A 26,165-nucleotide genomic window follows, 5' to 3' on the forward strand; every position below is an offset into this window, starting at 1 on the left:
AGATATTTGGGCGCGTTAATTTACACCGAGAATGGATTTGCCGTTTCAGTGGAAAGGCGAGGCGGGTTAGGCTGAGCCCATGAATGCTCGTGTGATTCCCTCATTCGGCCGCCCGGTTCAGGCGCTGTGGCTGGCTGTTGTTCGGTTCAGCAACAAGAACGGGTTCGTGATGAGCAGCCACGTCGCGATGTCTTTGATGTTGGCGCTGTTTCCTTTTGTGCTGTTCACAGTGGCTTTGGCAGGGTCGCTGTCGCAGGGCTATGTCACTGATGAACTGATCGAGCTTGTTTTTGGGGCGTGGCCTAAGGACGTTGCGGGGCCAATCGTGGCCGAGCTGCGGGCTGTCCTTCAGGAATCCGGCTCAGGTGTGATTACGCTGGGTGGTTTATTGGCGATCTTCTTCGCCTCGAACGGTGTCATGGCGGTGCGTGCGGCCATGAACCAAGCCTATCACGACAGCGACGTCTGGCCGTTTTGGAAAACCCGGCTGCTGTGCCTGGGGCTCGTAATCGTAGGGGGCGTCGCCATTCTGGGCATTGCTGCGGTCGAAGTTGTATTGCCTGCCTATACCCAGTTGGTGAGCGAGAAGACGGATGTGAACGTCTCGGACTGGTTGTCGGTGGACCGGCTGCGCTGGACATTTACGGTGGCGGTTCCCGCTGGCACGGTTCTGCTGGCGCATCTGATCCTGCCGACGCGGCGGCATAAGCTGATGCAAATCTTGCCGGGTGTCTTGCTGACGTTGGCCTTGTGGGCTGCTGGCGGTTGGGGATTCTCGATCTACATCGCGCAATTCGCCACCTATAGTGCGACTTATGCGGGATTGGCCGGGGTCATGGCGGCATTGATCTTTTTGTACCTGTGCGCGGCAATTCTGATCCTTGGGGCCGAATACAACGGCGCTTTGATGGACTTGGAAAGCAATCAGGATCGGGGCTCTCTGTGAAATTTCTGATTTTGAGTGTTGGGCTGCTGATGCCCGTGGTCGCTTTTGGCCAGTCCCCTGTTTTTGTGGGGTCGGCGCAATGCGTTGAATGTCACAAAGACGAGGCCGCGGCGTGGTCCAAATCCCACCACGCGCTGGCTTGGACCGAGGTCGACGACGGGACCGTCGTAGCCGATTTTGACGGAACCCGGTTCGACCATGGCGGGATGTCAGTAGAGTTTACCGACAACCAAGATGGATTGAATGCAAAGGTCACGGAAAAGGACGGGGTGACCACCGATTACGGCGTGCATTCTGTTGTTGGCATTGAGCCGTTGCAGCAATACCTGTTCGAAACAGAATCCGGCCGTTTGCAGAGTTTCGATGTTGTCTGGGATACCGAGGAGAAACAGTGGTTTCACCTTTATCCCGATCAGGATTTGCCGCCCGATGATGGGCTGCACTGGACCGGACCTTACAAGAATTGGAATGCACGATGTGCAGAATGCCACGCGACCGGTTTTGAGAAGCAGTACAGCGCTGAAACCCGGTCATACGACTCGGTTCAGGCCGAGATCGGGGTAGGGTGCGAAGCCTGCCATGGCCCGGGCTCGGCGCATATCGACTGGGTTGGGGGGCAAAGTCTACCCCAAGGTCTTGGCGATACCGGGTTCACGATGGACTGGGGGCGGGGGCAGACCGAATCCGAGATCCAACAATGTGCGGGCTGTCATTCCCGCCGCGAGGCGCATGGGGACGGCAATCCGTTGCCCGGAACTCCTTATCATGACGCCTATAATCTGGCGGTGCTTCGACCAGGGCTTTACCACCCGGACGGTCAGATTTTGGATGAGGTCTACGTTTACGGATCGTTCCTGCAATCCAAGATGTATGATCGTGGCGTCGGATGCATGGATTGCCACGAGCCTCATAGCGCGACGCTTAAGGCGGATGGAAATGGGGTGTGTACACAGTGTCATTCCCCTGCCACAAACCCGCGGTTTCCCACTCTGACGGCAAATGAGTACGACACGCCGGAACATCACAATCACACTGAAGGCAGCGAGGGTGCGCAGTGCAAGTCATGCCATATGATTGAGCGCGTCTACATGGGGGTCGACGGCAGGCGCGATCATAGCTTCCGTATACCTCGTCCCGATTTGGGGCTGGGGCAGGACGCCTGCACCGATTGCCATTCGGATCAGGATCAGGCATGGGCGGCCCAACAAATCGAAGGCTGGTTCCCGGACAGCGCGCATCGAAAGCCGCATTTCGGGACGGCCTTTCAGGCGGCAACGTTGGGTCGCGCGGATGGGCCGGAGGAACTTCTGGACATTGCGACCGACCGTGATCAACCCGGTATCGTGCGCGCCACGGCCGCTTATCTGCTTCAACCTTTTGGGTCCGCTGATGTAGCGGCCAGAACGGCTGGGCTATTGGAGGACGAGGACTCTCTGGTTCGCGCAAACGCAGCGCCGTTGCAGCGTCAGGCCAGCTTGCCCGATCAAATCCAACGGCTTGAACCGTTGTTGTCCGACCCGCTGAGAAATGTCCGCATCTCCGCAGCAAAAGAGTTCCTGAACATTCCGCCACAAGCTCTGACTGCAGACCAGCGGCAATTGTCGGGGCAGGGCATGTCTGAGTGGCAGGCGGCGATTTCCAACCGTCTTGATTTTCCCGAAACGCATCTTGTGCTTGGCGGCATGGCCCTGACGTTCCGCAACGCGGCTGCTGCAGAGCAGGCGTTTCAAGAGGTCGTCGCGCTGGACCCGCAACGCGCCGAAGCCTGGCCAATGTTGGTGCAACTGGCGCAGATCAATCGCGGTCCACAGGCCGCGCGCGATGTTCTGGAGCGGGGGCTAAAGATCATCCCCGAGGACCCAAACCTTTTGCAGTTGAAGGAACAGCTGGGCCGCTGAAACGGCATCGCTTGGCCCGGTTTCCGTCATTTTCCCGGCAAATTTCGCATGTATCGGTAAAGCCGAGGCAAAAAATGCCCAGTTTAAAGGTGACGCATGTTTCTGAAACCGGTCCACACATCGAGGCTGAAAAAGCCACTTGCCTTGCCGCAGCGGATCGAAGACTTGCGTGCAAAACCACCTGAATACATCAATCACGGTCAGGCGCTGTTGCTGCAAGGCATCGCGGCAGCGTCACTGCGCGAACAAGTTCTTACCGAAGACCGGATTTCGTTGGACGATTGATCTAACCGCGAAAACCCGTTGCGACCACGAACTTCTCGGAACTGTCCGAGCGCGACGCGGGTGGTTTCACATTCGCAACCTTGTCGAACTTCTGTTTCAACAGCTTCTGCAGATCGCCTTCCGCACCGCCAGCCAAAACCTTGGCGACGAATGTTCCGCCTTCATCAAGCACATCAAAGGCAAAATAGGCTGCCGTTTCACACAACGCCATGATGCGAAGGTGGTCGGTTTGCTTATGCCCCGATGACGACGCGGCCATGTCTGACATCACCACGTCGGCCTTGCCGCCCAGCCATTCTTTGACCTTCACATCGGCGTCGTCTTCCATGAAGTCCAGCACATGTGCCTCGGCGCCGGCCACGGGCTCAACCTCTTGCAGGTCGACTCCCAGAACCGTTCCGATACGTTTTCCCGACTTTTCGCCCAACGCGTTCACGCGTTTGACGGCCACTTGTAGCCAGCCACCGGGCGCGCAGCCCAGATCGACGACACGTGCTCCTGGGACGAGAAAGCGGAATTTATCGTCCAACTCGAGGATTTTGAACGCAGCGCGTCCGCGATACCCTTCGACCTGCGCGCGCTTCACATAAGGGTCGTTAAGCTGCCGCTCGAGCCAACGGGTCGAGCTGAGCTTGCGCCCACGTGCAGTCTTAACTTTGACCTTCAGGTCACGCTGTCCGCGACCCGAGTTGTTTTTGCCACTTGGTGTCTTCGCCATCAGAACGGTCCGTCTTCCAATACACCGTCCGCACTCATTTGCGCATAAAGCAAGCCTTCGCGCAGCCCCCGGTCCGCAACAGAAAGGCGGTCGGTGGGCCAGCATCTTAAAAGCGCCTGCAAAATGGCCGAGCCGGACATGATCAGGGCCTGCCGGTCATCGCCGATACGCGGATCCCGGCGCCGACCCTGAGGGCCGAGTTCTAGATACCCTCGGATGACTTTGTCAATCTGATCGCTGGTCATGCGCAAACCGTCGACCTTGGTACGGTCATAGCGCTTGAGCCCAAGGTGTGAAGCCGCAACGGTTGTTACCGTGCCGCTGGTGCCAACGATCTGGAACCCCAAACGGGCCTGTTCGTCCTTGTAAGGTGCGAAATCGGCGAGGTTTTCTTCGAAAAACCAGCTCATCAGGGCAAAGCGGGCGGAGTCATCTTCGACGTCGTTAAACTGGTCGCGCAAGGTTGCAACACCTAGGGGCACGCTGATCCAGTCGACGACTTTTGCCGCAGGGAAGGGGCTGTCAGTCGTGTGAAACCCATGGTGCAGCCGCATGATCGCGGCCGGACGGTCCCGGCGCGGTACGGATGAGATGTCGATCCACACCAGTTCGGTTGACCCACCGCCGATATCCACGACCAGCAATTGCTCGGTCTTGGTGGACACCAGCGGTGCACAAGAGATCACGGCCAGGCGTGCCTCTTCCTCGGGCTGGATGATCTCGAGCGTCAGTCCGGTTTCGCGTTTTACCTGCCGGATAAATTCGCGTGAGTTTTTGGCACGCCTGCATGCCTCAGTCGCGACCAGACGCATGCGCCGGACCTTGTTGCGTTTCAGCTTTTGTTGACAGATGCGAAGCGCTTGAATGGTGCGCGCCATCGAAGACCGAGACAAACGTCCGGTCCGTTCCAAACCCGCGCCCAACTGCACGGATTTGGAAAAACTGTCTACCACATGAAACCCACTGCCCTTGGGCTGGGCTATCAACATGCGGCAGCTATTTGTCCCCAAATCCAGCGCCGCATACAACGCATCTGGATCGGGTCTTGCCGGCGCGGGGCTTTCGACCGCCTTCGGGAACGCGCCCGCACCTTTGGGACGCTTGGGCGCCATATTAAACGCCCTCCGATTTTCGAGTTACCCCGACCATAGGTCGGGCGTGTGCGTCGTGCAAGACGCTCATTAAAGTGATGAGAATTTTGATATGCGTGTTTGCTTCAGACTTCGTTACAACCCCGGTATCCCATCGTGGGCAAAAACGTCGCTGGAAATGCGCCTTGTGTCGAAAATCGACCGACTTGCCCCCACATAGACGTTTAGAACCGGTCCATCTGGTTAGGAGGAATCAAACGCAATGCCTGACGTCACCATTGTTTACTGGCGCGATATTCCCGCCCAAGTCATCGTCGGCAAAGGCCGCCGAGGCGCAAAGCGGCAATTGGAGGAACGGTTCGAACAAGCCATCGACCGCGCGGCTATGAAGGTGAACGCCAAGGACAGCGATGCCTACCTGGCCGAATGGCGCAAAGCCGAACCCTTTGCAGTGGATGGCGACCCGTCTGAAATTGCCGAGACCGAGGCCACGCGTTTGGAAACGGAATACGATCAGGACCGCATCAAAGCCCTGATCGCCAATGACGGTTGGGCATGAGCCCCAGATCTATATGGGAGGCCGCAATGGCTTTGCTGAACTTCAAGAAACGTGATGCGGTCGAAAACGGCCCTGTAAACCCGACCGTCGAAGCCTTTTTGCAAGGTTATTCGATCGAGGTTATGCCACGCACCGCCGAGAAGGTCGAAGATTTCCGCGCGCTGCTGCCCGAAGGCACACGCGTGTACATTGCCCATATCGAAGGCACGCCGATCGAGGATATGGTCAAGACCGCCAAGCGGATCGCGGATGAAGGTTATCCGGTCATGCCGCACTTCCCGGCACGGATCATCAAGGATGCGGCGACGCTGGAAAACTGGATTTCCATGTACCAAGGCGAAGCGGGTGTAGATCAGGCCCTGCTGCTGGCTGGTGGCGTTGCCAAGCCGCATGGCGACTTCGACAGCTCAATGCAGTTGCTGGAATCCGGTCTGTTCGACAAGGCAGGTTTCAAGCGTCTGCACGTAGCGGGCCACCCCGAAGGCAATAAGGACATTGATCCTGACGGTTCGACGAAAAATGTTGATGACGCGCTGCGCTGGAAACAGAAGTTTTCAGAAACCACTGACGCCGAAATGGCATTGGCCACTCAGTTCGCCTTCGATGCCAAGCCGATCATCGCATGGGCCGACAGCCTGAAAGAAGCTGGTATCGACATCCCGGTTCACATCGGTATCGCAGGCCCAGCCAAACTTCAGACCCTGATCAAATTCGCCATCGCCTGTGGCGTCGGACCGTCGTTGAAGGTCTTGCAAAAACGCGCGATGGACGTCTCCAAGCTGCTGCTGCCTTATGAGCCAACCGATGTGATCACCGAACTGGCCAACCACAAAGCGGCCATCCCGGACTTCAACATCACCAACGTACACTTCTTCCCGCTTGGCGGCATCAAGACCAACGCCAACTGGGCAATCAATAACGGCGGCGCTTCGGCAAAGCCTGCAAACTCCTAAGGAACGGACATGACCCGTACAGTCGTAGAATCAAAATCAAAAACCGCCGTCCTGGGCTTTGACGAACCGTTTTGCGTGATCGGTGAGCGGATCAACCCGACTGGCCGCAAGAAACTGGCGGCCGAGCTGGAAGCAGGCGATTTCTCAACCGTCGAGAAAGACGCGCTGGCACAGGTTCTGGCAGGGGCAACCGTCCTGGATATCAACGCGGGCGTTGTCTATAACTCGAACCCTAACCCGAACGAGACCGAGCCGCCGCTGATGCGCAAGATCGTTGAGCTAGTGCAAGGGCTGGTTGACGTGCCGCTGTGCATCGACTCGTCCGTTCCCGGTGCACTGGAAGCGGGTCTTGAGGCGGCTGAAGGCCGTCCGCTGCTCAACTCGGTCACCGGTGAGGAAGATCGCCTGGAGCTGGTTCTGCCGCTGGTCAAGAAATACAACGTTCCTGTGGTTGCGATCTCGAACGACGACACCGGTATCTCGGAAGACCCCGATGTGCGGTTCGAAGTGGCCAAAAAGATCGTTGAGCGCGCAGCTGATTTCGGCATCCCGGCGCATGACATCGTTGTCGACCCGCTGGTTATGCCCATCGGCGCGATGGCCACTGCTGGGCAGCAAGTGTTCGCTCTGGTCCGTCGTCTGCGTGAAGAACTGGGCGTGAACACCACTTGTGGCGCTTCGAATGTTTCGTTTGGCCTGCCGAACCGCCATGGCATCAACAACGCGTTCCTTCCGATGGCGATGGGTGCGGGCATGACATCGGCTATTATGAACCCAGTCGCCTTGCCGGTGGGTCCGAAGAAACTTGCCGAGAAAAAAGCAGAGATCGAGGCGAAGGGCATCATCCTCCCAGCAGACATGGATGATGAGACCTTCTGCCAACTGTTCGGTCTCGGTTCGACTAAGCCGCGCGCAGGTAAAGAGATGGAGGCCATTCGCGCCGCTAACTTGCTGACCAATAACGACCCGCACGGTGGTGAGTGGATCAAATTCAACAAAGCCCCGGAAGAAGCCGGAGCGGCCGGTGCTGCAGGCGGCCGTCGCGGTGGTGGCCGTCGCCGCCGGGCCTGATCTCCGATCTGGATTAAAATGCAAAGGCCGGGCGATTTGCCCGGCCTTTTTTCTTGATGCCGATCAATGCCGAGATCTGACCGGGGCATGATAGTGATAGCGATGTCGCAACAATGCTCAGGTGCAAAAATGGTCAGACACTATCCGTCCAAACTCGCAGATGCAGATCTTTCCAAGCGTCTGGGCAAAAAGGAATACTTCAAAGAATTGATTGAGTTACAGGCCCAGTTGTCACTGATACAGCAAGCCTTCCTGTTCCACGGAACCAAGGGCGTTATCGTTTTCGAAGGCTGGGATGCGGCCGGGAAAGGCGGGACGATCCGCAGGATCAGTCAGGCACTGGACCCGCGCAGTTTCAAAGTTTGGCCGATTGGTGCCCCGCGTAACTACTACCTGAACCGCCATTACCTGCTGCGGTTTTGGGAACGCTTGCCCCCGGCGGGTGCGATCTCGGCCTTTGACCGCAGTTGGTATGGGCGAGTTCTGGTTGAACGCCTGGAAAACCTGACACCGGAAAAGCGCTGGCGCGCAGCCTACCAGGAAATCAACGATTTTGAGCGGATGCTGGTGGATGACGGAACTCGGCTCGTGAAGCTGTTCTTTCACATTTCACCGGACGAGCAGATGGCGCGTTTCACCGAACGCCTGAATAATCCGCTGAAACGGTGGAAGCTCACTTACGAAGATTTTCGAAACCGCGAAAAATGGGACGAGGCTGAGGTGGCCGTGGATGAAATGCTGGCCCGCACCTCGACCGGGGTAGCGCCCTGGCATGTTATTCCCTCGAACAACAAGAAATATGCGCGCATCAATGCGATGCGGATCATTGTTGAAGCACTTTCAATGGATATTGACCTGAACCCTCAGCACCTCGACCAACGAACCCTTGAGGCCGCGCAGCGGGTGCTGGAGGTCGATCAGGATTTGATCGACAGTCTGCGCGCCAGGACGGAATAAGGCAGTGGCTTTTTCCGATGATGGGCGCTTGAAAGCGGTAAGTATCGGGTGATATCGGTGACTGGCGCGGCGGGTATGATGTAATGGTAGCCTGTCAGCTTCCCAAGCTGAACGCGCGGGTTCGATTCCCGCTACCCGCTCCAAAATTAAACTTTTCCCGGGAAAATGCTTGGAAACCAGCGCGATAGTGTGCGGCGTTCAAGTCGGCTCAATCCGGGCGGCGTGCCTGAAACAGATTGATTTCCGCCGGGATGTGTACCGAACCTTCGGTAGCAAAGGGGAGAAACGCGTCAGCGACCGCGTGTTGGATCGCTGCCACGTCCTCGGGTTTGCCATCGAAATGGGTGATAACGCGGGCGGCGGGGCCAACGCGGGTGCATAGAGCAGCGCAATCCAGCAAAGAGCCCTCAAAATGCAGCATCAGGTCAACAGCTTCGACGCGAATATCACTCAGACCGGCCCGCTCGAGCAACCCGGTGACCCGTTCACGATCATGAAACGCCATCGGGCCCGGAGCATTTCGGTCGACCTTAGGAGGCGTGCCCAGCCGATCTGTAGCTGCGATATGCGGTATTTTGAACCATGGGTTTCCGGGCAACGGACCCCAAGCTGCAAAGGTCATCGTGCCGCCCGGTTTAAGCGCGCGGGCCATATTGGCAAAGGCGGCAACCGTGTCTTCAAAAAACATGACCCCGAACCGCGAGATCATCGCGTCCCGTTCCGCCTCGTCAAAGCCGTGGGTCTGGGCATCGCCGAATTGAAAGGTGATGTTATGCGTCCCGGCGTCCGATGCCCGAGCCGAAGCGCGGTCCAAAAACGGCTGCGAAACGTCAGCTGCCAGAACGTGGCCAATTGACCCAACAGATTTCGCCGCTGCGATCGCGCTTGCGCCTGTGCCGCAGCCGATGTCCAGCACCCGCATTCCGTGCTTTAATTCAGCACGTTTCAACACCAGATCAAGGACCGGCGCCATTAACTGATCCAGTTGATCCTCGTAGGTCAACCATTTGGCCCCGGACGGAGATTTTCCCCAGTATTCAGCCTGTTCCTCGTTTGCGATCTGCATGCCGTCCCCTTTTCTTGGGGTGACTATGACCGCCTGCGCCGCCTGCGGCCAGAGCTTTCTTCTCCACCACCGGCATTGAAGGATGGCGAGGGCAGTGTGACCACCTGTGCCAGTTCCGGGAACGGGTCGGTCTTATGCGGAATGGCGTTTGCGGCGACGAAATGTTCCTGAAACTTGGGCTCGATGGCCGTTTCAACCTTGGTGATTTCACGTACGACACGTTCGATCTCGGACCGCGAACCGATATTGCACAAGGCAATTCGCGCACCCGTACCGGCGGCGTTGCCTGCGCTTGAGACCTTGTCCAAGGGCGCGTCCGGGATCATGCCTAGAACCATCGCGTGCTTGGTCGAGATATGCGCGCCGAACGCCCCGGCCAACACAACGCGATCCACCGTGTCGACGTTCATTTCATCCATCAACAGGCGTGCACCCGCATAAAGTGCCGATTTTGCCAGCTGGATAGCGCGGATATCGCCCTGAGTGACAGTGATACGCGGACCGCCCTCGGCGCTGGCGTCATGGACCAGATAGGCGTGGGTGCGGCCTTCAGGAACGCAACGGGTGGTGCCGGTCTGTTCCGCAGAGCCGATCAGGCCGCTTTCGTCCAATAGTCCCGCGATACGCATTTCGGCGACCGCTTCGATGATGCCCGAGCCACAGATGCCTGTGATGCCGCTTGTGGCGATCTCCTGAGCGAAGCCGTCTTCATCGGACCATTTCTCGGACCCGATCACGCGGAAACGGGGTTCTTTGGTGACCGGGTCAATTTCGATACGTTCAATGGCGCCGGGTGCTGCGCGTTGGCCGGAGCTGATCTGGGCGCCTTCGAACGCCGGACCTGTGGGCGAAGAACAGGCCAGAACGCGACTGGTGTTACCCAGCAGGATTTCTGCGTTTGTGCCCACGTCGACGATCAGCACGAGGTCTTCGGATTTGCCCGGTTCCTCGGACAAGGCGACCGCGGCGCAGTCGGCGCCGACGTGGCCCGCAATGCACGGCAAGATGTAGATCTGTGCGCGGGGGTTCATCTTGGTCAAATCCATCTCGCGAGCGGGCAGGGAAATGCTTTCTGATGTCGCCAGGGCAAAAGGTGCCTGGCCCAGCTCGACGGGATCCAGACCCAGCAAAAGATGGTGCATCACCGGGTTACAGACGAAAACGGTTTCCACGATCAGTTCAGCGTCGATCCCTGCTTCTTCGGCAATTGACGTTGTCAGGTCGTTGATCGCCTCACGCACGGCCTTGGTCATTTCCTGATCGCCGCCAGGGTTCATCATCGAGTAGGACACGCGACTCATGAGGTCTTCGCCAAAGCGAATCTGCGGGTTCATCAGGCCGGAAGACGCCTTGACCTCACCAGTTTCCAGATCGGTCAGGTGGGCCGCGATTGTGGTTGAGCCAAGGTCGATAGCCAGACCGTAAAGCCCATGTTCGTGCAGACCGGGCCAGATTTCGACCACGCGGGCGACCTCGTCTTTGTGGCCTTTGTGAACGGCGACCGTAACTTCCCATTTGCCTTTGCGCAGAACGGGTTGCAGTTTGGACATTAGGGACAGGTCAGCGGTGACCGCGTCAATGTTCCACTGCTCGCGCAGGGCGCGTTCAAGCCGTTCCAGATCCCCAGTGGGCGAATGCATGTCCGGCTCTTCTACCACAATGAAATACAGCCTTGTCGCCGGATCCATTGTGATTGCTCGTGCTGCGGCGGCTTTGCGCACAACCTGACGGTGGACCTGGCTTTCAGGGGGAACGTCGATCACAACATCGCCCTGGACTGTCGCCTGACATCCCAGGCGACGACCCGGTTTCAGCCCGCGCTTGTCGTCATAGCGCTGCTCAACTGCGTTCCATTCACTCAATGCGTCCTCGGAGACGGACACGCCGTGCTTGGGAAACTCGCCATAGCTGGGCGTGATCTGACACTTCGAGCAAATCCCGCGACCGCCACAGACCGAATCCAGATCAACACCCAACTGCCGTGCAGCGGTCAGAACCGGAGTACCCACGGGGAAATGCCCGCGTTTGCCCGACGGGGTAAAGACGACAAGGGGGTCGGTGGTCATGTTTGGCCTGCCTTTTGTATTCGCGCGTATGTCGCGCAAGATATGGGTTTGTGCGCAAAGGGAAAGGCCAATCAGCGGCACGTTTTGTACGTCTAGCGTCGTTTTTTGCTGCGGCATCTGCCCGCAACGACAAACTAGTTTTGGTCAGGGGCTTTTCCTTAGGTTAAATCCATGTAATAGGGTCACCGCCAAACGGGCTTTTGCATGGGGTTAACAGATGCAGATTCGTGAGGCACTTACCTTTGACGATGTTCTTTTGGTTCCGGCGTCCTCGTCGGTGCTGCCGGCGACGGCGGATACAACCACGCGCGTGACACGCGAAATCTCAATGAACATCCCGCTGCTCAGCTCGGCGATGGACACGGTGACCGAGGCGCGCATGGCCATCGCAATGGCGCAAGCTGGTGGTATCGGCGTTGTTCACAAGAACCTGACTGTTGAAGAACAAGCGCGAGAGATACGGCGCGTAAAACGCTTTGAGTCGGGTATCGTATACAACCCTGTGACTTTGCGGGTCGATCAAACACTTGCGGACGCCAAGGCGCTGGTGCAGCGCTATAATTTTACAGGTTTTCCGGTTGTAGATGAGGAAGGCCGCGTGGTCGGCATTCTGACCAACCGGGATATGCGTTTTGCGACCTCGGAAGATACACCGGTTCACGTGATGATGACCTCGGACAATCTGGCGATGCTGCAAGAGCCAGCGGATCTGGAAGAGGCCAAAAGCCTTATGAAGGCGCGTCGGATCGAAAAGCTGCTGGTTGTCGATGGCGCGAACAAGCTGACAGGCCTGCTGACCCTGAAGGACACTGAACAAGCCGTTCTAAACCCAACCGCTTGTAAAGACCGGCTGGGCCGTTTGCGCGTTGCTGCGGCGACATCGGTTGGTGACGCAGGATTCGAACGGTCCGAGCAACTGGTGGATTCGGGTGTGGACATCATTGTTGTGGATACAGCCCATGGGCATTCGCAAGGGGTTCTGGATGCGGTGAAGCGGGTGAAATCCCTGTCGAATGAAGTCCAGATCATTGCGGGAAATGTGGCAACCGGTGACGCCACCAAAGCGCTGATCGACGCGGGCGCAGATGCGATCAAAGTGGGCATCGGTCCGGGTTCGATCTGTACCACGCGGATGGTTGCTGGTGTGGGCGTGCCTCAGCTGACGGCGATCATGGACTGCGCCTCTGCCGCCGGCGAAGTACCGGTGATCGCAGATGGCGGAATCAAGTTCTCGGGCGATTTTGCCAAAGCCATTGCGGCAGGCGCATCCTGCGCGATGGTTGGTTCGATGATCGCGGGCACAGATGAAAGCCCCGGCGAGGTAATCCTGTATCAGGGCCGCTCGTTCAAATCCTATCGCGGTATGGGCAGCCTGGGCGCAATGGCGCGCGGCTCAGCCGATCGCTATTTCCAGAAGGACGCGGCGAACGACAAGCTGGTGCCCGAAGGTATCGAAGGTCAGGTGCCCTACAAAGGCTCGGCCAGCGCTGTGGTGCACCAATTGGTTGGCGGCCTGCGCGCGGCGATGGGCTATACCGGCTGCGCGACCGTGGAAGAGATGCGCAAGAACTGCAACTTCGTCAAAATCACCGGCGCCGGCCTGAAAGAAAGCCACGTGCATGATGTGCAGATCACACGCGAAAGCCCGAACTACCGGGTGATGTGAAGCAACTGAGTTTGCAGCACGGCGCCCTGACACGGGCGCCGTTTTGCTTTTTTGAGCATAGAAACGAAATCGGAAATCCCCATGATCCCAGCAGCGCGTGTTCAGGCTTCGATTGAAATCCTTGATGATATCCTTGCTGGCGCACCGGTCGAAAAGGCTTTGACAGGGTGGGCGCGCCGCAGCCGGTTTGCAGGTTCGAAAGACCGCGCCGCCGTGCGGGATCACGTGTTCGAAGCGCTGCGTTGCAAACGGTCTTTCTCGGCTTTGGGCGGTTCTTCTACCGGACGCGGTTTGATGATCGGTTCGATCCGGGCAAACCGTGGCGAGCTTGAGGCTTTATTCACCGGCGAACGTTTCGCGCCAGAGCCGATAACCTCGGCTGATGCGCTGCGCGCATTTAAATCTGACGCAGAGAAGTATGACATCCCTGAATGGCTCTGGCCGCGTTTCCAAAACTCGCTTGGTGATCAGGCGGTGGCGGCGGCACAGGTATTGCAAAGCCGTGCACCTGTTCATTTGCGCGCGAACCTTGCCAAGACTGATCGCACAGGTGCGATTGCCGCGTTGCACGCTGAAGGGATCAGCGCCGAAGTTCATCCGGCATGCGATACAGCACTGGAGGTCACTGAAGGCGCAAGAAAAATCGCCCAAAGCCGCGCCTATGCCGATGGCTTGGTTGAGCTTCAGGATGCAGCCAGTCAAGCGGTCGTTGCAGCGTTGGAACTGAAGCCGGGATTGCGCGTTCTGGACTTTTGCGCAGGCGGTGGAGGCAAAGCTCTGGCATTAGCGGCCCATTCGGGTGTTGAGGTCTTTGCGCATGATGTGAATTCCGGTCGTATGCGTGATCTTCCTGCGCGGGCAAAACGGGCAGGTGTGCAGGTCACTTGCTTGCAACCGGAAGAGGTGGCCCAACAGGCTCCATTTGATATTGTTTTGACGGATGCGCCGTGCTCTGGCAGTGGCTCTTGGCGGCGTGCTCCGGCCGGGAAATGGGCTCTGTCAGAAGAGGGGTTGCGTGCATTGAATGTTCTTCAATTCGACATTCTAAAATCCGCCGCACCACTGGTCGGACCGAAAGGAACTCTGGCCTATGCCACCTGTTCCATGTTGGATGATGAAAACGGCAATATCGTCGATGCGTATTTGAAAGCGAACTCTGACTGGATTGAGAGTTTTCGAAAATCGTGGCTTGTGACACACGGTGCGGACGGGTTCTTTTCCGCGCACTTGACGCGATAGCGCGTCATTGAATAACAACTTCAGGTAGAAATAGCCGCTTCCTTTAAGGGGGCGTTAACCATCTTCGGGCTGAGTGTGACAAAGCCTTCTAGCCTGAGTTGTTAATGTCTGATACCGCAGAGATTTTTTCGGAACCCGCCTCGCAAAAAACACCAGCCTTCACGCGTCTTGTACCGCTTGTTGTTCTGGGTGCATTGTTGAGTATAACGCCTCTGACGGACGTTTTGCCCGCGGCATGGAACACAGGGCTTGTTGTTGCAGGTGTCTCGCTATTGTCTGCCGGTCTCCTGGTAGTTTTGCGTGGATTCATCGCTGACCGATCGACGCGCAATCTGGCCGAGATGATGGCAGTCTTCACCGAACAGGATCTGTGTCCCACTGTGATCGCCAACGCAAATGGTGACGTTCTGAGCGCAAACACGCGGGCAAAGACCCAAATACATGCAGTTCCTGGCACACGCTTACACCATTGCCTGAAATCCAGGTTCGCGAATCCCGCAGCGATCCTGTTGCGTTTGCAATCCATCGCGGAAATTCATGAAAGCGCGCGGGAAGATATCGTGACCGTTGGTTCTACAATCCCAATCTCGGTGTTTAGCGTAAGCCAAGAGATGTTCTGCTGGCGATTCCATCTGGATGAACGGGGGCAATGGGATGACGCCCCGGTTCCAGTGCTGACAGAAGGGCGCAACGGGTCTGTATTGCGTGTGAATGGAGTGGCGGAGGCCATGCTAGGCCAAAAGCCAGAAGTAATGGGAAAGATCTTTCCCAATGACGTTCCGAAACTGGGTGAAATCTCGATGGTCCAAACTTCGGACGGGCAGATACCAGTTACGGTGGCCGAGTTGTTCCGCTCGGGCACGGTGCGAGATCTGCTTCTATTGCCAATGAATGCCGCGGGTCAAACTGGTCCTGATGCGCCTTTCGCCGAATTGCCGGTGCCTGTGATGTGTCTGTCAGCCGAAGGCCTAATTTTGGATGCGAACCGGATGGCGATTAAGCTGATCGGAGAGATCGAGCAGGGCAAGTCAAATGTAGCCGAAATTATGCACGGGCTTGGTTACCCTATCCTTGATTGGTTGACGCGCGCTGTGGCGGATGAAGATGCCGTTCCCCGGTCGGAATTCCTACGCCTGACACGTCAGGACAAAGAAGTCTTCGTCCAGGTCACGCTAAACCGGGTGACATGCGATGGAGGAATTTGTCTGATTGCCGTCCTGAATGATGCGACTGAGCTTAAGACGATGGAAGCTCAGTTTGTGCAGGGTCAGAAGATGCAGGCTGTTGGGCAATTGGCCGGTGGCGTGGCGCATGATTTCAACAATCTTCTGACCGCGATATCGGGGCATTGCGATCTGTTGTTGCTGCGGCACGATCAGAATGATCCAAATTACGGTGACCTTGTTCAGATCAACCAGAACGCCAACCGGGCCGCTGCGTTGGTCAGTCAACTTCTCGCCTTTTCGCGCAAGCAGACGCTGCAGCCAGAGGTTTTGGATCTGCGGGACACGATTTCCGACCTGATCCATCTTTTGAACCGTTTGGTGGGAGAGAAAGTGCGGCTGACGCTGAGCCACGATCCAGTGCTCAAACCCGTGAGAGCCGACAAAAGGCAGCTTGAACAGGTGTTTATGAATCTTGTCGTGAATGCACGGGACGCAATGCCCGAAGGCGGCGAGGTGCGCATCGAGACTGAGGTTGTGTCCCTGACCGAACCGTTCAGGCGGGATCGTGCAACAGTTCAACCCGGCGAATACGTCATCGTGAAAGTGATCGACAGTGGCACAGGCATTCCTGCCGACAAGCTGCAAAAAGTTTTTGAGCCGTTCTATACCACCAAGCGCACCGGTGAGGGGACCGGCCTTGGGTTGTCGACGGTCTACGGAATCGTCAAGCAGACAGGCGGGTTCATCTTTGTTGACAGCATTCCAGGCAAAGGAACCGAATTTACCGTGCTTTTGCCGGTCTCAAAAGCTCAGCAAAAGAATGACCGGGATAACGCAAGTCTGCCGGAGATTCCCACGTCCCGGCAAGGGGAAGGCGTGGTTCTGCTGGTCGAAGATGAGGCTCCGGTCCGAGCGTTCGCCACACGTGCACTGCGATTGAAGGGCTACACCGTGCTCGAAGCCGGATCGGCCGAAGAAGCGCTTTACCTTCTTGAGGACGAGTCTGTGCATGTGGATGCCTTCGTGACAGACGTGGTCATGCCGGGAATGGACGGCCCATCTTGGGTGCGCAAGGCGATGGAGACCCGCCCTGATGTGAGGGTAGTATTTATGTCAGGCTATACCGAAGGCGCATTCGGAGATTCAGGTCCCGAGATTGCGAATTCCACGTTTTTGCCCAAACCGTTTTCTCTCACGCAATTGACCGAGACGGTTTTTCATCTGCTCAACTGATTACAGCGCCGCGTCGTGGCAGGCGAATTCGGCAGCATGGTGTTTGCGGAACTTCTTTTCTGTATCCGACGACAGCAACAGGTCCCGTACAGGTGAGACATTTTCGCGCTGCAGGGCGATATCCATGCACAGCCGGTCTTGTAGAAAACTCAGGATTTTGTCCTGGTTTTCGTACTTGAAGACATGCGTTGCACCAAACCCGTTGTTACGTGTTCGAAAAAACTGGCTTTGACTGCCGACATCCGCGAATTCCGGACGAGGATTCTGCATGTATGCTTGTACGAAGTCATCAAAGCTCAGGTTTTGCGTTGAATGCGGATGTCCGATGCGGTCGTCGCGGCCGCGATACTTGTACCAACTGCCCAGCCAGTCGATCGGTTCGCGCACGACGGCCATGATCTCCATCTCAGCGTCATACATTTTTCGAAAAATGTTCTGGAAAAACCTGTCAAAGCGGCGAACAGGTGCGTGTTTTAGCTCGGGCGGGCCGGTGACGACAAGGTCGGCCCGCGCGCTCAGGGCGGTGTGATAGGCTGTGCTGCCTGTTTTTGGAACAGCCAGAAACGCAAGGCGTTCTTTATAGAAAACAAGCATTTATTCGCCCTTCGCCGAGTTATTTCACAGGCGCAGATTGTCGTAAACGACTCTTTAATACAATTGCCGAACAGTAAGTATTGTAAGTTTTAGTTGAAATGTTCTCTTTTTGGTCCCATAAGGAACAAGAGGCGAACAAAGCAGTGATTGCCGCCCGATCATGGGTGTGACAAAAGAGAAGGCGACAGGACAATGGCGGATCTTCTGACAATGAGCGACAAGAAAAACGCAGACAAGCAAAAGGCGCTTGATAGCGCGCTGGCGCAAATCGAACGGCAGTTCGGCAAGGGCTCGATCATGAAGCTTGGTGAGGATTCCAAGCAAGACATCGACGCAAGCTCAACCGGATCACTGGGTTTGGATATCGCGCTGGGAATCGGTGGTCTGCCAATGGGCCGGATCGTCGAGATTTACGGTCCCGAAAGTTCGGGCAAAACCACGCTGACTCTGCATTGCATAGCTGAACAGCAAAAACGCGGCGGCGTGTGTGCATTCGTGGATGCAGAACACGCGCTGGATCCTCAATATGCCCGCAAACTGGGTGTTGATCTGGATGAGCTTCTGATCTCGCAGCCTGACACAGGTGAACAGGCGCTTGAGATCACCGACACGCTTGTTCGTTCGGGCGCAGTCAACATGGTTGTGGTCGACTCGGTTGCGGCATTGACGCCCAAGTCCGAGTTGGAAGGCGATATGGGTGACAGCAGCGTCGGCGTTCAGGCCCGATTGATGAGCCAGGCAATGCGAAAGCTGACCGGTTCCATTAACCGCTCAAACTGCATGGTGATCTTTATCAACCAAATCCGGATGAAGATCGGCGTGATGTTTGGCAGTCCCGAAACCACGACCGGTGGTAACGCGCTGAAATTCTACAGCTCGGTTCGTCTGGATATCCGGCGGATTGGCGCGATCAAAGATCGCGATGAAGTCGTCGGCAACCAGACGCGTGTGAAAGTTGTCAAGAACAAGGTGGCACCGCCATTCAAGCAGGTTGAATTCGACATCATGTATGGCGAAGGCATCAGCAAGATGGGTGAGTTGCTGGATCTAGGCGTCAAGGCTGGCGTGGTTGAGAAATCAGGTTCGTGGTTCAGCTATGGAGACGAACGGATCGGGCAGGGGCGTGAGAACGCCAAGCAATACTTGCGTGACAACAGCCGTATTGCGCTGGATATCGAAGACAAAATTCGGGCCGCGCATGGGCTTGAGTTCGACATGCCACCCGGCTCTGCCGAGGAAGACGATATCCTCGAAGCATGACGGATGCGGTCGGGTCTACATCCCCCCGGCAAGGTAAGGATTGAGATACTGAAGATAAGGCGGCCTTCGTGGCCGCCTTATGTCATTCTGAAAACGTCGCTCTTGTTAAAGGACTTTCCTGCACTTCGAAAAACATGGCTGACTTATCCTTGTGGACTATCCTTGGGGACGGGGATAAACCATTTCAGAACACTGAGATTGCGCGCCGAGAGAGCCTTATGCCCACGCTGAACGATATCCGCTCAACCTTCCTAAACTATTTTGCCAAACAAGGGCATGAAGTTGTCGCATCCAGCCCTCTGGTGCCACGCAATGACCCGACATTGATGTTCGTGAACTCAGGCATGGTGCAGTTCAAGAACCTGTTTACCGGCGTTGAGACCCGTGATTACCAGCGCGCCACGACTGCACAAAAATGCGTGCGGGCAGGCGGCAAGCACAATGATCTCGACAACGTTGGCTATACCGCGCGTCACCACACATTCTTCGAGATGCTGGGTAACTTTTCGTTCGGCAATTACTTTAAACACGAAGCGATCCCTTTTGCGTGGGAACTGATCACCAAAGAATTCGGGATCGACAAGAACCGCCTGCTGACTACCGTTTATCACACGGATGACGAGGCATTTGAGATCTGGAAAAAGGTCGGCGTGCCCGAAGACCGGATCATCCGTATCGCAACCAGCGATAATTTCTGGCAGATGGGCCCAACCGGTCCCTGCGGTCCGTGTACCGAGATTTTCTATGACCACGGCGATCACATCTGGGGTGGTCCTCCGGGATCACCGGAGGAAGACGGCGATCGGTTCATCGAAATCTGGAACATTGTTTTCATGCAGAACGAGCAGTTCGAAGATGGCTCGATGGTCGAACTCGATATGCAGTCGATCGACACCGGCATGGGGCTGGAACGGATCGGCGCATTGCTGCAGGGCAGCCACGACAACTATGACACCGATCTGTTCAAAACTCTGATCGAGGCTTCGGCAGAAGCGACCGGCGTCGATCCTTATGGTGATCAGAACGTGCATCATCGGGTGATCGCGGACCACCTGCGTTCAACCTCATTCCTGATTGCCGACGGGGTGATGCCGTCAAATGATGGCCGCGGCTACGTGTTGCGCCGGATCATGCGTCGGGCCATGCGTCATGCGCATCTGCTGGGTGCGAAAGACCCGATCATGTACCAACTGGTGCCCAGCTTGGTGCAACTGATGGGCGCGCAATATACCGAATTGGGACAGGCGCAGCCGTTGATCGAAGAAACCCTGCTGCTGGAAGAAACACGCTTCAAGCAAACCCTCGACCGTGGTCTGAAACTGCTGGACGACGAAGTTTCGGGCTTGTCCGAAGGTGCAGCTTTGCCGGGTGAAGCAGCTTTCAAACTATATGACACCTATGGTTTCCCTCTGGATCTTACGCAGGATGCCCTTCGAGAAAAGGGCCGGACCGTGGATACGGACGGTTTCGACGCGGCCATGGCCGAGCAAAAAGCAAAGGCGCGGGCTGCTTGGGCCGGTTCGGGCGAGGCGGCGGATCAGGCCGTGTGGTTCGACGTGCTTGATATTGCCGGGGCTACTGATTTCCTTGGCTATGACACGGAAAAGGCCGAGGGCCAGATTGCCGCTTTGGTGGTCGATGGCGCATTGGTCGACACAATTGAAGAGGGCGGTTCCGGCTGGGTGATAGTGAACCAGACGCCGTTCTACGGCGAGGCTGGTGGTCAGGTTGGTGATACCGGTGAAATCCGGCGCTTGGAACACAGCGGTGACTTGGCAAGGGTCGAGGACACCCGAAAATTCGCTGATGGCAAAGTTTATGCTCATAAGGTGTCCGTCGAACAGGGCGCTCTGTCCAAAGGTGATGCCGTCGAGCTTGAGGTCGACCACGCGCGCCGCACGGCCATTCGCGCCAACCACTCGGCCACGCACCTATTGCATGAAGCGCTGCGCGAGACGCTGGGTGATCACGTGGCACAGCGCGGCTCTCTGAACGCTTCAGATCGTTTGCGGTTTGACTTCAGCCATTCCAAGGCACTGAGCGGTGACGAGATTCGGAAGGTTGAGCGTGATGTGAATGAGTTCATCCGTCAGAACTCGACTGTCGAAACGCGTATCATGACACCGGACGATGCGCGGAAACTGGGCGCACAGGCGTTGTTTGGTGAGAAATACGGCGACGAAGTACGCGTTGTTTCTATGGGCAAGGCCGCGACCGGTAAGGGCCAGGACGGAGAGACCTGGTCGATTGAGTTGTGTGGCGGCACGCATGTGCGCCAGACCGGTGATATCGGGACCTTTGTGGTACTTGGCGACAGTGCAAGCAGTGCGGGCGTGCGCCGGATTGAAGCGCTGACCGGTGATGAAGCGCTGCGGCATCTGTCACTACAGGATCAGCGTCTGGGTCAGATTGCCTCGGAGCTTAAGGCTCAGCCAGATGACGTTGTCGGTCGCGTCAAAGCGCTGCTCGATGAACGTAAGTCGCTACAGAACGAAGTCGCGCAACTGCGACGTGATCTGGCGATGTCCGGCGGGGCTGGGCAGGGCGGCGGCGGCGAAGCGCGCAACGTGAATGGCGTGTCCTTTCTTGCACAGGCGTTGAACGGTGTATCCGGCAAGGATTTGCCAGCACTGATTGATGAGCACAAAAATCGGTTGGGGTCCGGAGCCGTTCTGCTGATCGCGGATGCCGGTGGTAAGGCAGCCGTGGCCGCCGGTGTGACCTCTGATCTGACCGATAAAGTCTCGGCCGTTGATCTTGTCCGTGCTGCTGTTGCCGAGCTAGGCGGCAAGGGCGGCGGTGGTCGTCCTGACATGGCGCAAGGCGGCGGCAAGGACGCCTCGAATGCAGATGCGGCGATCAAGGCCGCAGAACAGGTTTTGGGAGGATAAGATGGCTGCACTTTGGATTGCACACGTCACCGTGACGGACGCAGATGCGTATGCGAAATACGCGGAACTCGCAGGTCCCGCGATTGCCAAGCATGGCGGCGCATTTATCGCCCGGGCTGCCCGCTATGTGCAATTGGAAGGGAAAGAGCGTCCACGCAACGTGGTCGCGAAATTCCCATCCGTCGAGGCCGCGGTCGAGTGCTATAATTCGCCCGAATACCAGCAGGCTCTTGATCACGCGCGCGGTGCGAGTGAGCGTGAATTGGTGGTCGTGGAAATCACAGACTAAAAATAACGCGTCTCTGATCGGCAGATTTCCTGTCGTTAGAAATGGCCCATGGGCGGAAATCAGCCGAACAGTTCACAAGTGAAGTGAACTGTATTGTGGCAATTTTGGACGCCTGTGGAATCTTTGTGATTCCAGCGCCTTAATATGATCCGACGCGAGTTGTTTGATATATTCCCGCCTAGATTGTGGCGCATTACTCTCATTTCCAGCGCGAAATGGTCATATTGAGTGACGAATTTCCGCCTTTTTTCCCGTTCACGTTCGCCCCAGATTGTACAAGCGCTACCGTTTACCGTTAGTTGGTTCTAATCGCATACGGTCCCGCTTGTAGGCAATCGTCTTGAGAACAGGGATCGAGGTACAGGCATGAAATCGGTAGATATCGGACTCAAAGCCGCTCTCGGGCGGTTAAAAACACATTCAGGTCGGGCCGTGGGGATTGCCGCATTGGTTTGCGGAGTCGCGGTCGCCGGGTCGCAAGTGGACGCAAGCGAAGGCAGTTTCATCCGAACCCTCGCGGCGTCCCCCCCGCCAAGTGGGGCTCAACAATTGTGCCGTCAGTATTCTTGGGCGTGCGCCAGCAAGGCATCGGTACGCATGTCCTCGCAGCAGGAAATGCAGATCATTGAGCGGATCAATCGTCAGGTCAACGCGACGACGCGGGCGGTTACGGATCAGGTGCAGTACCGCACTACCGAACGATGGGCTTTGCCGACAACGCGAGGCGGAGATTGCGAGGATTTTGCCCTTTTGAAGAAAAGGGATCTGATCCGGGCGGGTGTTGACCCAAACAAATTGCTGATCGCGACGGTGTTGGATACGCGCCGAAACGCACATGCAGTTCTTGTCTACCGCTCGGCCAAAGGGGATCTGGTGCTGGACAATCTGACTAATCGGATCAAGCCCTGGTCGGCCACGCGGTATTTGTTCCTTCGGATGCAAGATCCGGCGAAGCCCAGCAATTGGGTTGGTGTATACGGAAGAAGCTAGAATTTCGAACTGATCTATCAGCTTACGAATAGTGAAAGGGGCGACACTTTTGTCGCCCCTTTGTTTTTGATCGACGTCGAGACGTTTTCGACGTGAATGATCTCAAAGCCTGCAACGTCAGGCTGCTGTGCGATTTATTGCGTCAGAGGGTTCCGCCGCTGCCATCGGCACCGCCGCCACCGGCACCGCCGCCGCTGCCATCGCTGCCACCGCCGCCGTCTCCGCCGCCGCTGCCATCGGCACCGCCGCCGCCGTCACCACCGCCACTTCCGTCGCTGCCGCCGCCATCATTGCCGTCGCCATTGCTGCCGCCGTTGCCGTCGCCATCGTTGGAGTTTCCGCCGCCATTGCTGCCACCGTTTCCGTCACCGCTGTCGGAGTTTCCGCCGCCATTGCTGCCGCCGTTTCCGTCACCACTGCTGGAGTTTCCGCCGCCGTTGCTGCCGCCGTTGCCGTCACCGCTGCCGGAATTGCCGCCATCGTTGCTGCCGCCGTTGCCGTCACCGCTGCCGGAATTACCGCCACCGTTACTGCCACCGCCGCCGCTACCGCTACCGGAGTCCGCGCCGCCATTGCTGCCGCCGCTGCCATTGCTGCCGCCGCCGTTGCTGCCACCGCCGTTGTTGCCGCCGCCGCCATCGTCGGAACCACCGCCGCCGCCACCGTCATTACCGCCGCCGCCACTGCGGCCGTCGCCGCCATTGTCGCCTTCGCCACCATTTGTCGACGAACCTGAACCGCCCGAGCCGCCACTACCACCGGTGTTACCTGCAGATGCGCCGCTACGGCTCACCGAGTTGTTGTCATCGTCATCGCGGCTGTTGCGATCGGTTCGAACCGTAGCAGTTGGGATGTCGGTCAAAATGGCCGCGAACAGGGGGCACGTCTGAGACGTGCGAGCCAGGATATCCTCAAAGTCGGCACGGCGCTGAATGTAACGCAGCATCCGCTTGTCGACGACCTTGCAACTACAAAGCGTTTCGGTGGATACAGATTGCCGGGCTGTTTTGACATTGCAAACCTCAGCCGCATGAGCTGTGCTTACTGCCATCAATGGGAATGCCGCAGATAAAAATACAAACGAATATAAACGGGACCTTACGCGCATAGCGCTACTCCTTTAAACTCATTACCAACACCTTTGAATTAAGTAATTGTGCCACAAATTTGACAAAAATACAGTCGAATCTTGCCTCATTTTTCATTGGGATGTCAGCAAAAATTGCAGAGAAACATGCAACCTATTGGTGAAACTATATGAAAAACAACAAAAAAGCCCGTCGCGAGGACGGGCTTTGTTTTGTTGAATTTTTCCCTTTGGGAAGCAAAAATGTCACATTTATGGTATTGTCGTGCTATAAGAAACAGTTTCCCGGGTCGGATCAGGCCGATTTTGCCATCCGTTTTCGTTCATGCGGATCAAGGAAACGTTTGCGAAGACGAATGGCGTTCGGAGTGACCTCAACCAATTCGTCATCATCGATATAGGCAATCGCTTCTTCCAGAGAGAACTGGATATGGGGCGTCAATCGTACGGCATCGTCGGATCCGCTGGCACGTACGTTTGTCAGCTTTTTGCCTTTAAGCGGATTAACCTCAAGGTCGTTGTCGCGTGAGTGTTCGCCGATAACCATGCCCTGATACACGTCAGTCTGCGGGGCGACGAACATCCGTCCGCGCTCTTCCAGGTTCCACAGCGCATAGGCCACGGCTTGACCGTTTTCCATCGAGATCAAAACCCCCGCACGACGACCCGGGATCGGGCCTTTGTGTGCGGCCCAGCCGTGGAACACGCGGTTCAAAACACCAGTTCCGCGTGTGTCGGTCAGGAATTCGCCGTGGTAGCCAATCAGGCCACGCGAGGGCACGTGGGCGATGATACGGGTCTTACCGGCACCCGCGGGTCGCATTTCGGCCAGTTCGCCTTTGCGCGCGCCGGTGATTTTTTCAATAACCGAACCCGAGTATTCATCGTCAACGTCAATGGTGACCTCTTCGATCGGCTCCATGCGCTGACCGTCTTGTTCGCGGAACAAAACCTGCGGGCGCGAGATGCTGAGCTCGAACCCTTCGCGACGCATGTTCTCGATCAGAACGCCCATCTGCAATTCGCCACGGCCAGCGACCTCAAAAGCCTCGCCACCGGGTGTGTCGGTGATGCGGATGGCAACGTTCGATTCGGCCTCTTTCATCAGGCGGTCGCGGATGACCCGCGACTGAACCTTTTTGCCGTCCCGACCGGCCAGCGGCGAGTCGTTGATGCCGAAGGTCACGGTGATAGTCGGTGGGTCGATAGGCTGAGCGGGCAGGGCCTCGTCAACCTGCGGCGAGACCAACGAGTCGGCCACAGTCGCCTTGCTCATGCCGGCGATTGTGACAATGTCACCGGCTTCGGCGACATCGATTGGCTGTTGGGCCAATCCGCGGAACGCCAGGATTTTCGAGGCGCGGAAGTTTTCAATCAGTGAGCCGTCACGACTCAGCGCTTTCAGGCTGTCGCCTGCTTTCAGCGTTCCGCTTTCAACGCGACCGGTCAGGATACGGCCGATGAACGGATCGCTGCCCAACGTCGTGGCCAGCATGCGGAAAGGTTCGTCCTTCTTGTCGGCCTGCTTTGGGGCAGGGACGTGATCGACAACGAGGTCGAAGAGGGCGGTCAGATCTTTGCGCGGTCCGTCCAACTCCATATCGGCCCAGCCGGAACGGCCCGATGCATACATGGCGGGGAAGTCCAATTGATCGTCGTCGGCGCCCAGGTTGGCGAACAAGTCGAAACATTCGTCCAGCGCGCGATCAGGCTCAGCATCGGGTTTGTCGACCTTGTTCAGGACCACGATTGGACGCAGGCCCAGAGCCAAAGCTTTGGACGTCACGAATTTGGTCTGCGGCATCGGACCTTCAGCGGCATCGACTAGCAGGACAACCCCGTCAACCATGCTCAGGATACGCTCAACCTCGCCGCCGAAATCGGCGTGGCCGGGGGTGTCGACGATATTGATCCGCGTGCCTTTCCACTCGACCGAGGTCGCCTTGGCAAGAATGGTGATGCCGCGCTCACGCTCCAGATCGTTGCTGTCCATGGCGCGTTCCGCGACGGCCTGATTTTCCCGGAATGCACCGGATTGTTTGAGTAGCTCATCCACCAGGGTCGTTTTGCCGTGGTCCACGTGAGCGATGATTGCGATGTTGCGCAGGTCCATGAGAGGTCAGCCTTTGAACGGGAAGTT

The 26,165-nt window shown here is 57.0% G+C and carries 21 protein-coding genes and 1 tRNA gene; 15 read left to right on the forward strand and 7 right to left on the reverse strand.

All coding sequences use genetic code 11. From position 1 onward, the window contains the following. Window positions 1-79: 79 nt before the first annotated feature. The 3 genes from GOW92_RS01025 (at window position 80) to GOW92_RS01035 (ending at window position 3,129) form a co-directional block, all read left to right on the forward strand. The gene (locus GOW92_RS01025) at window positions 80-946 is read left to right on the forward strand and encodes a YihY/virulence factor BrkB family protein (protein ID WP_170557220.1); all 867 of its coding nucleotides are present in this window, start codon (window positions 80-82) and stop codon (window positions 944-946) included. Continuing rightward, entirely contained in the window at window positions 943-2,844 is a 1,902-nt protein-coding gene (locus GOW92_RS01030) for a multiheme c-type cytochrome (RefSeq protein ID WP_368040237.1), read from the forward strand. Before GOW92_RS01025 ends, GOW92_RS01030 begins: the two co-directional genes overlap by 4 nt. A 96-nt stretch (window positions 2,845-2,940) precedes the next feature. Beyond that, window positions 2,941-3,129 (forward strand): hypothetical protein, encoded by a 189-nt coding sequence (locus GOW92_RS01035; protein WP_170557222.1) that lies wholly within the window; start codon window positions 2,941-2,943, stop codon window positions 3,127-3,129. A gap of 1 nt (window position 3,130) precedes the next feature. Here the strand turns inward: GOW92_RS01035 and GOW92_RS01040 are convergent, their stop codons facing one another. Both GOW92_RS01040 and GOW92_RS01045 read right to left on the reverse strand, forming a co-directional pair. Then, complete coding sequence (locus tag GOW92_RS01040; RefSeq protein ID WP_170557224.1) at window positions 3,131-3,847, reverse strand: RlmE family RNA methyltransferase; 717 nt, start codon at window positions 3,845-3,847, stop codon at window positions 3,131-3,133. Beyond that, on the reverse strand, window positions 3,847-4,959 hold the full coding sequence (locus GOW92_RS01045) for a Ppx/GppA phosphatase family protein (protein ID WP_108858582.1): 1,113 nt from the start codon (window positions 4,957-4,959) through the stop codon (window positions 3,847-3,849). Before GOW92_RS01045 ends, GOW92_RS01040 begins: the two co-directional genes overlap by 1 nt. Before the next feature lie 241 nt (window positions 4,960-5,200). Here GOW92_RS01045 and GOW92_RS01050 point away from each other — a divergent pair, with 241 nt between their 5' ends. The 5 genes from GOW92_RS01050 (at window position 5,201) to GOW92_RS01070 (ending at window position 8,621) form a co-directional block, all read left to right on the forward strand. Further along, a complete protein-coding gene (locus GOW92_RS01050; protein WP_170557226.1) occupies window positions 5,201-5,497 on the forward strand; it encodes a virulence factor in 297 nt (98 codons plus the stop codon). Window positions 5,498-5,523: 26 nt separating this feature from the next. Then, on the forward strand, window positions 5,524-6,450 hold the full coding sequence (locus GOW92_RS01055) for a methylenetetrahydrofolate reductase (protein WP_170559288.1): 927 nt from the start codon (window positions 5,524-5,526) through the stop codon (window positions 6,448-6,450). Window positions 6,451-6,459: 9 nt separating this feature from the next. Next, entirely contained in the window at window positions 6,460-7,521 is a 1,062-nt protein-coding gene (locus tag GOW92_RS01060) for a methyltetrahydrofolate cobalamin methyltransferase (protein WP_170557228.1), read from the forward strand. 129 nt (window positions 7,522-7,650) lie between these two features. After that, window positions 7,651-8,478 carry a polyphosphate kinase 2 family protein gene (locus GOW92_RS01065; protein ID WP_217356493.1) on the forward strand — a complete coding sequence of 276 codons (828 nt, stop codon included), beginning with the start codon at window positions 7,651-7,653 and terminating at the stop codon, window positions 8,476-8,478. A gap of 69 nt (window positions 8,479-8,547) precedes the next feature. Beyond that, window positions 8,548-8,621 (forward strand) — tRNA-Gly (locus GOW92_RS01070). A gap of 65 nt (window positions 8,622-8,686) precedes the next feature. Here the strand turns inward: GOW92_RS01070 and GOW92_RS01075 are convergent. Continuing rightward, complete coding sequence (locus tag GOW92_RS01075) at window positions 8,687-9,544, reverse strand: class I SAM-dependent methyltransferase (RefSeq protein WP_170557230.1); 858 nt, start codon at window positions 9,542-9,544, stop codon at window positions 8,687-8,689. 23 nt (window positions 9,545-9,567) lie between these two features. Continuing rightward, window positions 9,568-11,610 (reverse strand): ASKHA domain-containing protein, encoded by a 2,043-nt coding sequence (locus GOW92_RS01080; RefSeq protein WP_170557232.1) that lies wholly within the window; start codon window positions 11,608-11,610, stop codon window positions 9,568-9,570. Window positions 11,611-11,827: 217 nt separating this feature from the next. Between GOW92_RS01080 and guaB the strand changes: the two genes are divergently transcribed. The 3 genes from guaB to GOW92_RS01095 all read left to right on the forward strand — a co-directional run bounded on the left by guaB (window position 11,828) and on the right by GOW92_RS01095 (window position 16,914). Further along, window positions 11,828-13,276 carry an IMP dehydrogenase gene (guaB, locus tag GOW92_RS01085; RefSeq protein WP_170557234.1) on the forward strand — a complete coding sequence of 483 codons (1,449 nt, stop codon included), beginning with the start codon at window positions 11,828-11,830 and terminating at the stop codon, window positions 13,274-13,276. A gap of 81 nt (window positions 13,277-13,357) precedes the next feature. Then, the gene (locus GOW92_RS01090) at window positions 13,358-14,515 is read left to right on the forward strand and encodes an RsmB/NOP family class I SAM-dependent RNA methyltransferase (RefSeq protein ID WP_170557236.1); all 1,158 of its coding nucleotides are present in this window, start codon (window positions 13,358-13,360) and stop codon (window positions 14,513-14,515) included. 104 nt (window positions 14,516-14,619) lie between these two features. Beyond that, window positions 14,620-16,914, forward strand: a complete 2,295-nt coding sequence (locus GOW92_RS01095) for an ATP-binding protein (RefSeq protein WP_170557238.1) — start codon at window positions 14,620-14,622, stop codon at window positions 16,912-16,914. On the opposite strand, the gene GOW92_RS01100 is transcribed toward GOW92_RS01095, so the two are convergent. Then, window positions 16,915-17,508 (reverse strand): sulfotransferase family 2 domain-containing protein, encoded by a 594-nt coding sequence (locus GOW92_RS01100; protein WP_170557240.1) that lies wholly within the window; start codon window positions 17,506-17,508, stop codon window positions 16,915-16,917. A 192-nt stretch (window positions 17,509-17,700) separates the two neighbouring features. On the opposite strand from GOW92_RS01100, the gene recA reads away from it, so the two are divergent. The 4 genes from recA to GOW92_RS01120 all read left to right on the forward strand — a co-directional run bounded on the left by recA (window position 17,701) and on the right by GOW92_RS01120 (window position 22,938). Continuing rightward, on the forward strand, window positions 17,701-18,768 hold the full coding sequence (gene recA / locus GOW92_RS01105) for a recombinase RecA (protein ID WP_170557243.1): 1,068 nt from the start codon (window positions 17,701-17,703) through the stop codon (window positions 18,766-18,768). Window positions 18,769-18,986: 218 nt separating this feature from the next. Then, window positions 18,987-21,659: an alanine--tRNA ligase gene (alaS, locus tag GOW92_RS01110; RefSeq protein ID WP_170559292.1), complete on the forward strand. Its 2,673-nt coding sequence runs from the start codon at window positions 18,987-18,989 to the stop codon at window positions 21,657-21,659. 1 nt (window position 21,660) lies between these two features. Then, window positions 21,661-21,948, forward strand: a complete 288-nt coding sequence (locus GOW92_RS01115; protein ID WP_170557245.1) for a DUF1330 domain-containing protein — start codon at window positions 21,661-21,663, stop codon at window positions 21,946-21,948. 366 nt (window positions 21,949-22,314) lie between these two features. Further along, entirely contained in the window at window positions 22,315-22,938 is a 624-nt protein-coding gene (locus tag GOW92_RS01120; protein WP_170557247.1) for a transglutaminase-like cysteine peptidase, read from the forward strand. 142 nt (window positions 22,939-23,080) lie between these two features. On the opposite strand, the gene GOW92_RS01125 is transcribed toward GOW92_RS01120, so the two are convergent. After that, window positions 23,081-23,989: a hypothetical protein gene (locus tag GOW92_RS01125; protein ID WP_170556864.1), complete on the reverse strand. Its 909-nt coding sequence runs from the start codon at window positions 23,987-23,989 to the stop codon at window positions 23,081-23,083. A gap of 331 nt (window positions 23,990-24,320) precedes the next feature. After that, on the reverse strand, window positions 24,321-26,138 hold the full coding sequence (gene typA, locus GOW92_RS01130) for a translational GTPase TypA (protein WP_170557249.1): 1,818 nt from the start codon (window positions 26,136-26,138) through the stop codon (window positions 24,321-24,323). Between the last annotated feature and the right edge of the window lie 27 nt (window positions 26,139-26,165).

The sequence above is a fragment of the Ruegeria atlantica genome (genome assembly GCF_013032505.1).
Taxonomy (GTDB): Bacteria; Pseudomonadota; Alphaproteobacteria; order Rhodobacterales; family Rhodobacteraceae; genus Ruegeria; species Ruegeria atlantica_F.

What these genes read in the sequence shown, in the direction of transcription:
- alaS (WP_170559292.1), top strand. Translation starts at nt 18,987, where the DNA reads ATGCCCACGCTGAACGATATCCGCTCAACCTTCCTAAACTATTTTGCC.
- GOW92_RS01040 (WP_170557224.1), bottom strand. Translation starts at nt 3,847, where the DNA reads ATGGCGAAGACACCAAGTGGCAAAAACAACTCGGGTCGCGGACAGCGT.
- GOW92_RS01050 (WP_170557226.1), top strand. Translation starts at nt 5,201, where the DNA reads ATGCCTGACGTCACCATTGTTTACTGGCGCGATATTCCCGCCCAAGTC.
- guaB (WP_170557234.1), top strand. Translation starts at nt 11,828, where the DNA reads ATGCAGATTCGTGAGGCACTTACCTTTGACGATGTTCTTTTGGTTCCG.
- GOW92_RS01065 (WP_217356493.1), top strand. Translation starts at nt 7,651, where the DNA reads ATGGTCAGACACTATCCGTCCAAACTCGCAGATGCAGATCTTTCCAAG.
- GOW92_RS01115 (WP_170557245.1), top strand. Translation starts at nt 21,661, where the DNA reads ATGGCTGCACTTTGGATTGCACACGTCACCGTGACGGACGCAGATGCG.
- GOW92_RS01060 (WP_170557228.1), top strand. Translation starts at nt 6,460, where the DNA reads ATGACCCGTACAGTCGTAGAATCAAAATCAAAAACCGCCGTCCTGGGC.
- GOW92_RS01120 (WP_170557247.1), top strand. Translation starts at nt 22,315, where the DNA reads ATGAAATCGGTAGATATCGGACTCAAAGCCGCTCTCGGGCGGTTAAAA.
- GOW92_RS01035 (WP_170557222.1), top strand. Translation starts at nt 2,941, where the DNA reads ATGTTTCTGAAACCGGTCCACACATCGAGGCTGAAAAAGCCACTTGCC.
- GOW92_RS01100 (WP_170557240.1), bottom strand. Translation starts at nt 17,508, where the DNA reads ATGCTTGTTTTCTATAAAGAACGCCTTGCGTTTCTGGCTGTTCCAAAA.
- GOW92_RS01025 (WP_170557220.1), top strand. Translation starts at nt 80, where the DNA reads ATGAATGCTCGTGTGATTCCCTCATTCGGCCGCCCGGTTCAGGCGCTG.
- GOW92_RS01125 (WP_170556864.1), bottom strand. Translation starts at nt 23,989, where the DNA reads ATGGCAGTAAGCACAGCTCATGCGGCTGAGGTTTGCAATGTCAAAACA.
- recA (WP_170557243.1), top strand. Translation starts at nt 17,701, where the DNA reads ATGGCGGATCTTCTGACAATGAGCGACAAGAAAAACGCAGACAAGCAA.
- GOW92_RS01095 (WP_170557238.1), top strand. Translation starts at nt 14,620, where the DNA reads ATGTCTGATACCGCAGAGATTTTTTCGGAACCCGCCTCGCAAAAAACA.
- GOW92_RS01090 (WP_170557236.1), top strand. Translation starts at nt 13,358, where the DNA reads ATGATCCCAGCAGCGCGTGTTCAGGCTTCGATTGAAATCCTTGATGAT.
- GOW92_RS01080 (WP_170557232.1), bottom strand. Translation starts at nt 11,610, where the DNA reads ATGACCACCGACCCCCTTGTCGTCTTTACCCCGTCGGGCAAACGCGGG.
- typA (WP_170557249.1), bottom strand. Translation starts at nt 26,138, where the DNA reads ATGGACCTGCGCAACATCGCAATCATCGCTCACGTGGACCACGGCAAA.
- GOW92_RS01075 (WP_170557230.1), bottom strand. Translation starts at nt 9,544, where the DNA reads ATGCAGATCGCAAACGAGGAACAGGCTGAATACTGGGGAAAATCTCCG.
- GOW92_RS01055 (WP_170559288.1), top strand. Translation starts at nt 5,524, where the DNA reads ATGGCTTTGCTGAACTTCAAGAAACGTGATGCGGTCGAAAACGGCCCT.
- GOW92_RS01045 (WP_108858582.1), bottom strand. Translation starts at nt 4,959, where the DNA reads ATGGCGCCCAAGCGTCCCAAAGGTGCGGGCGCGTTCCCGAAGGCGGTC.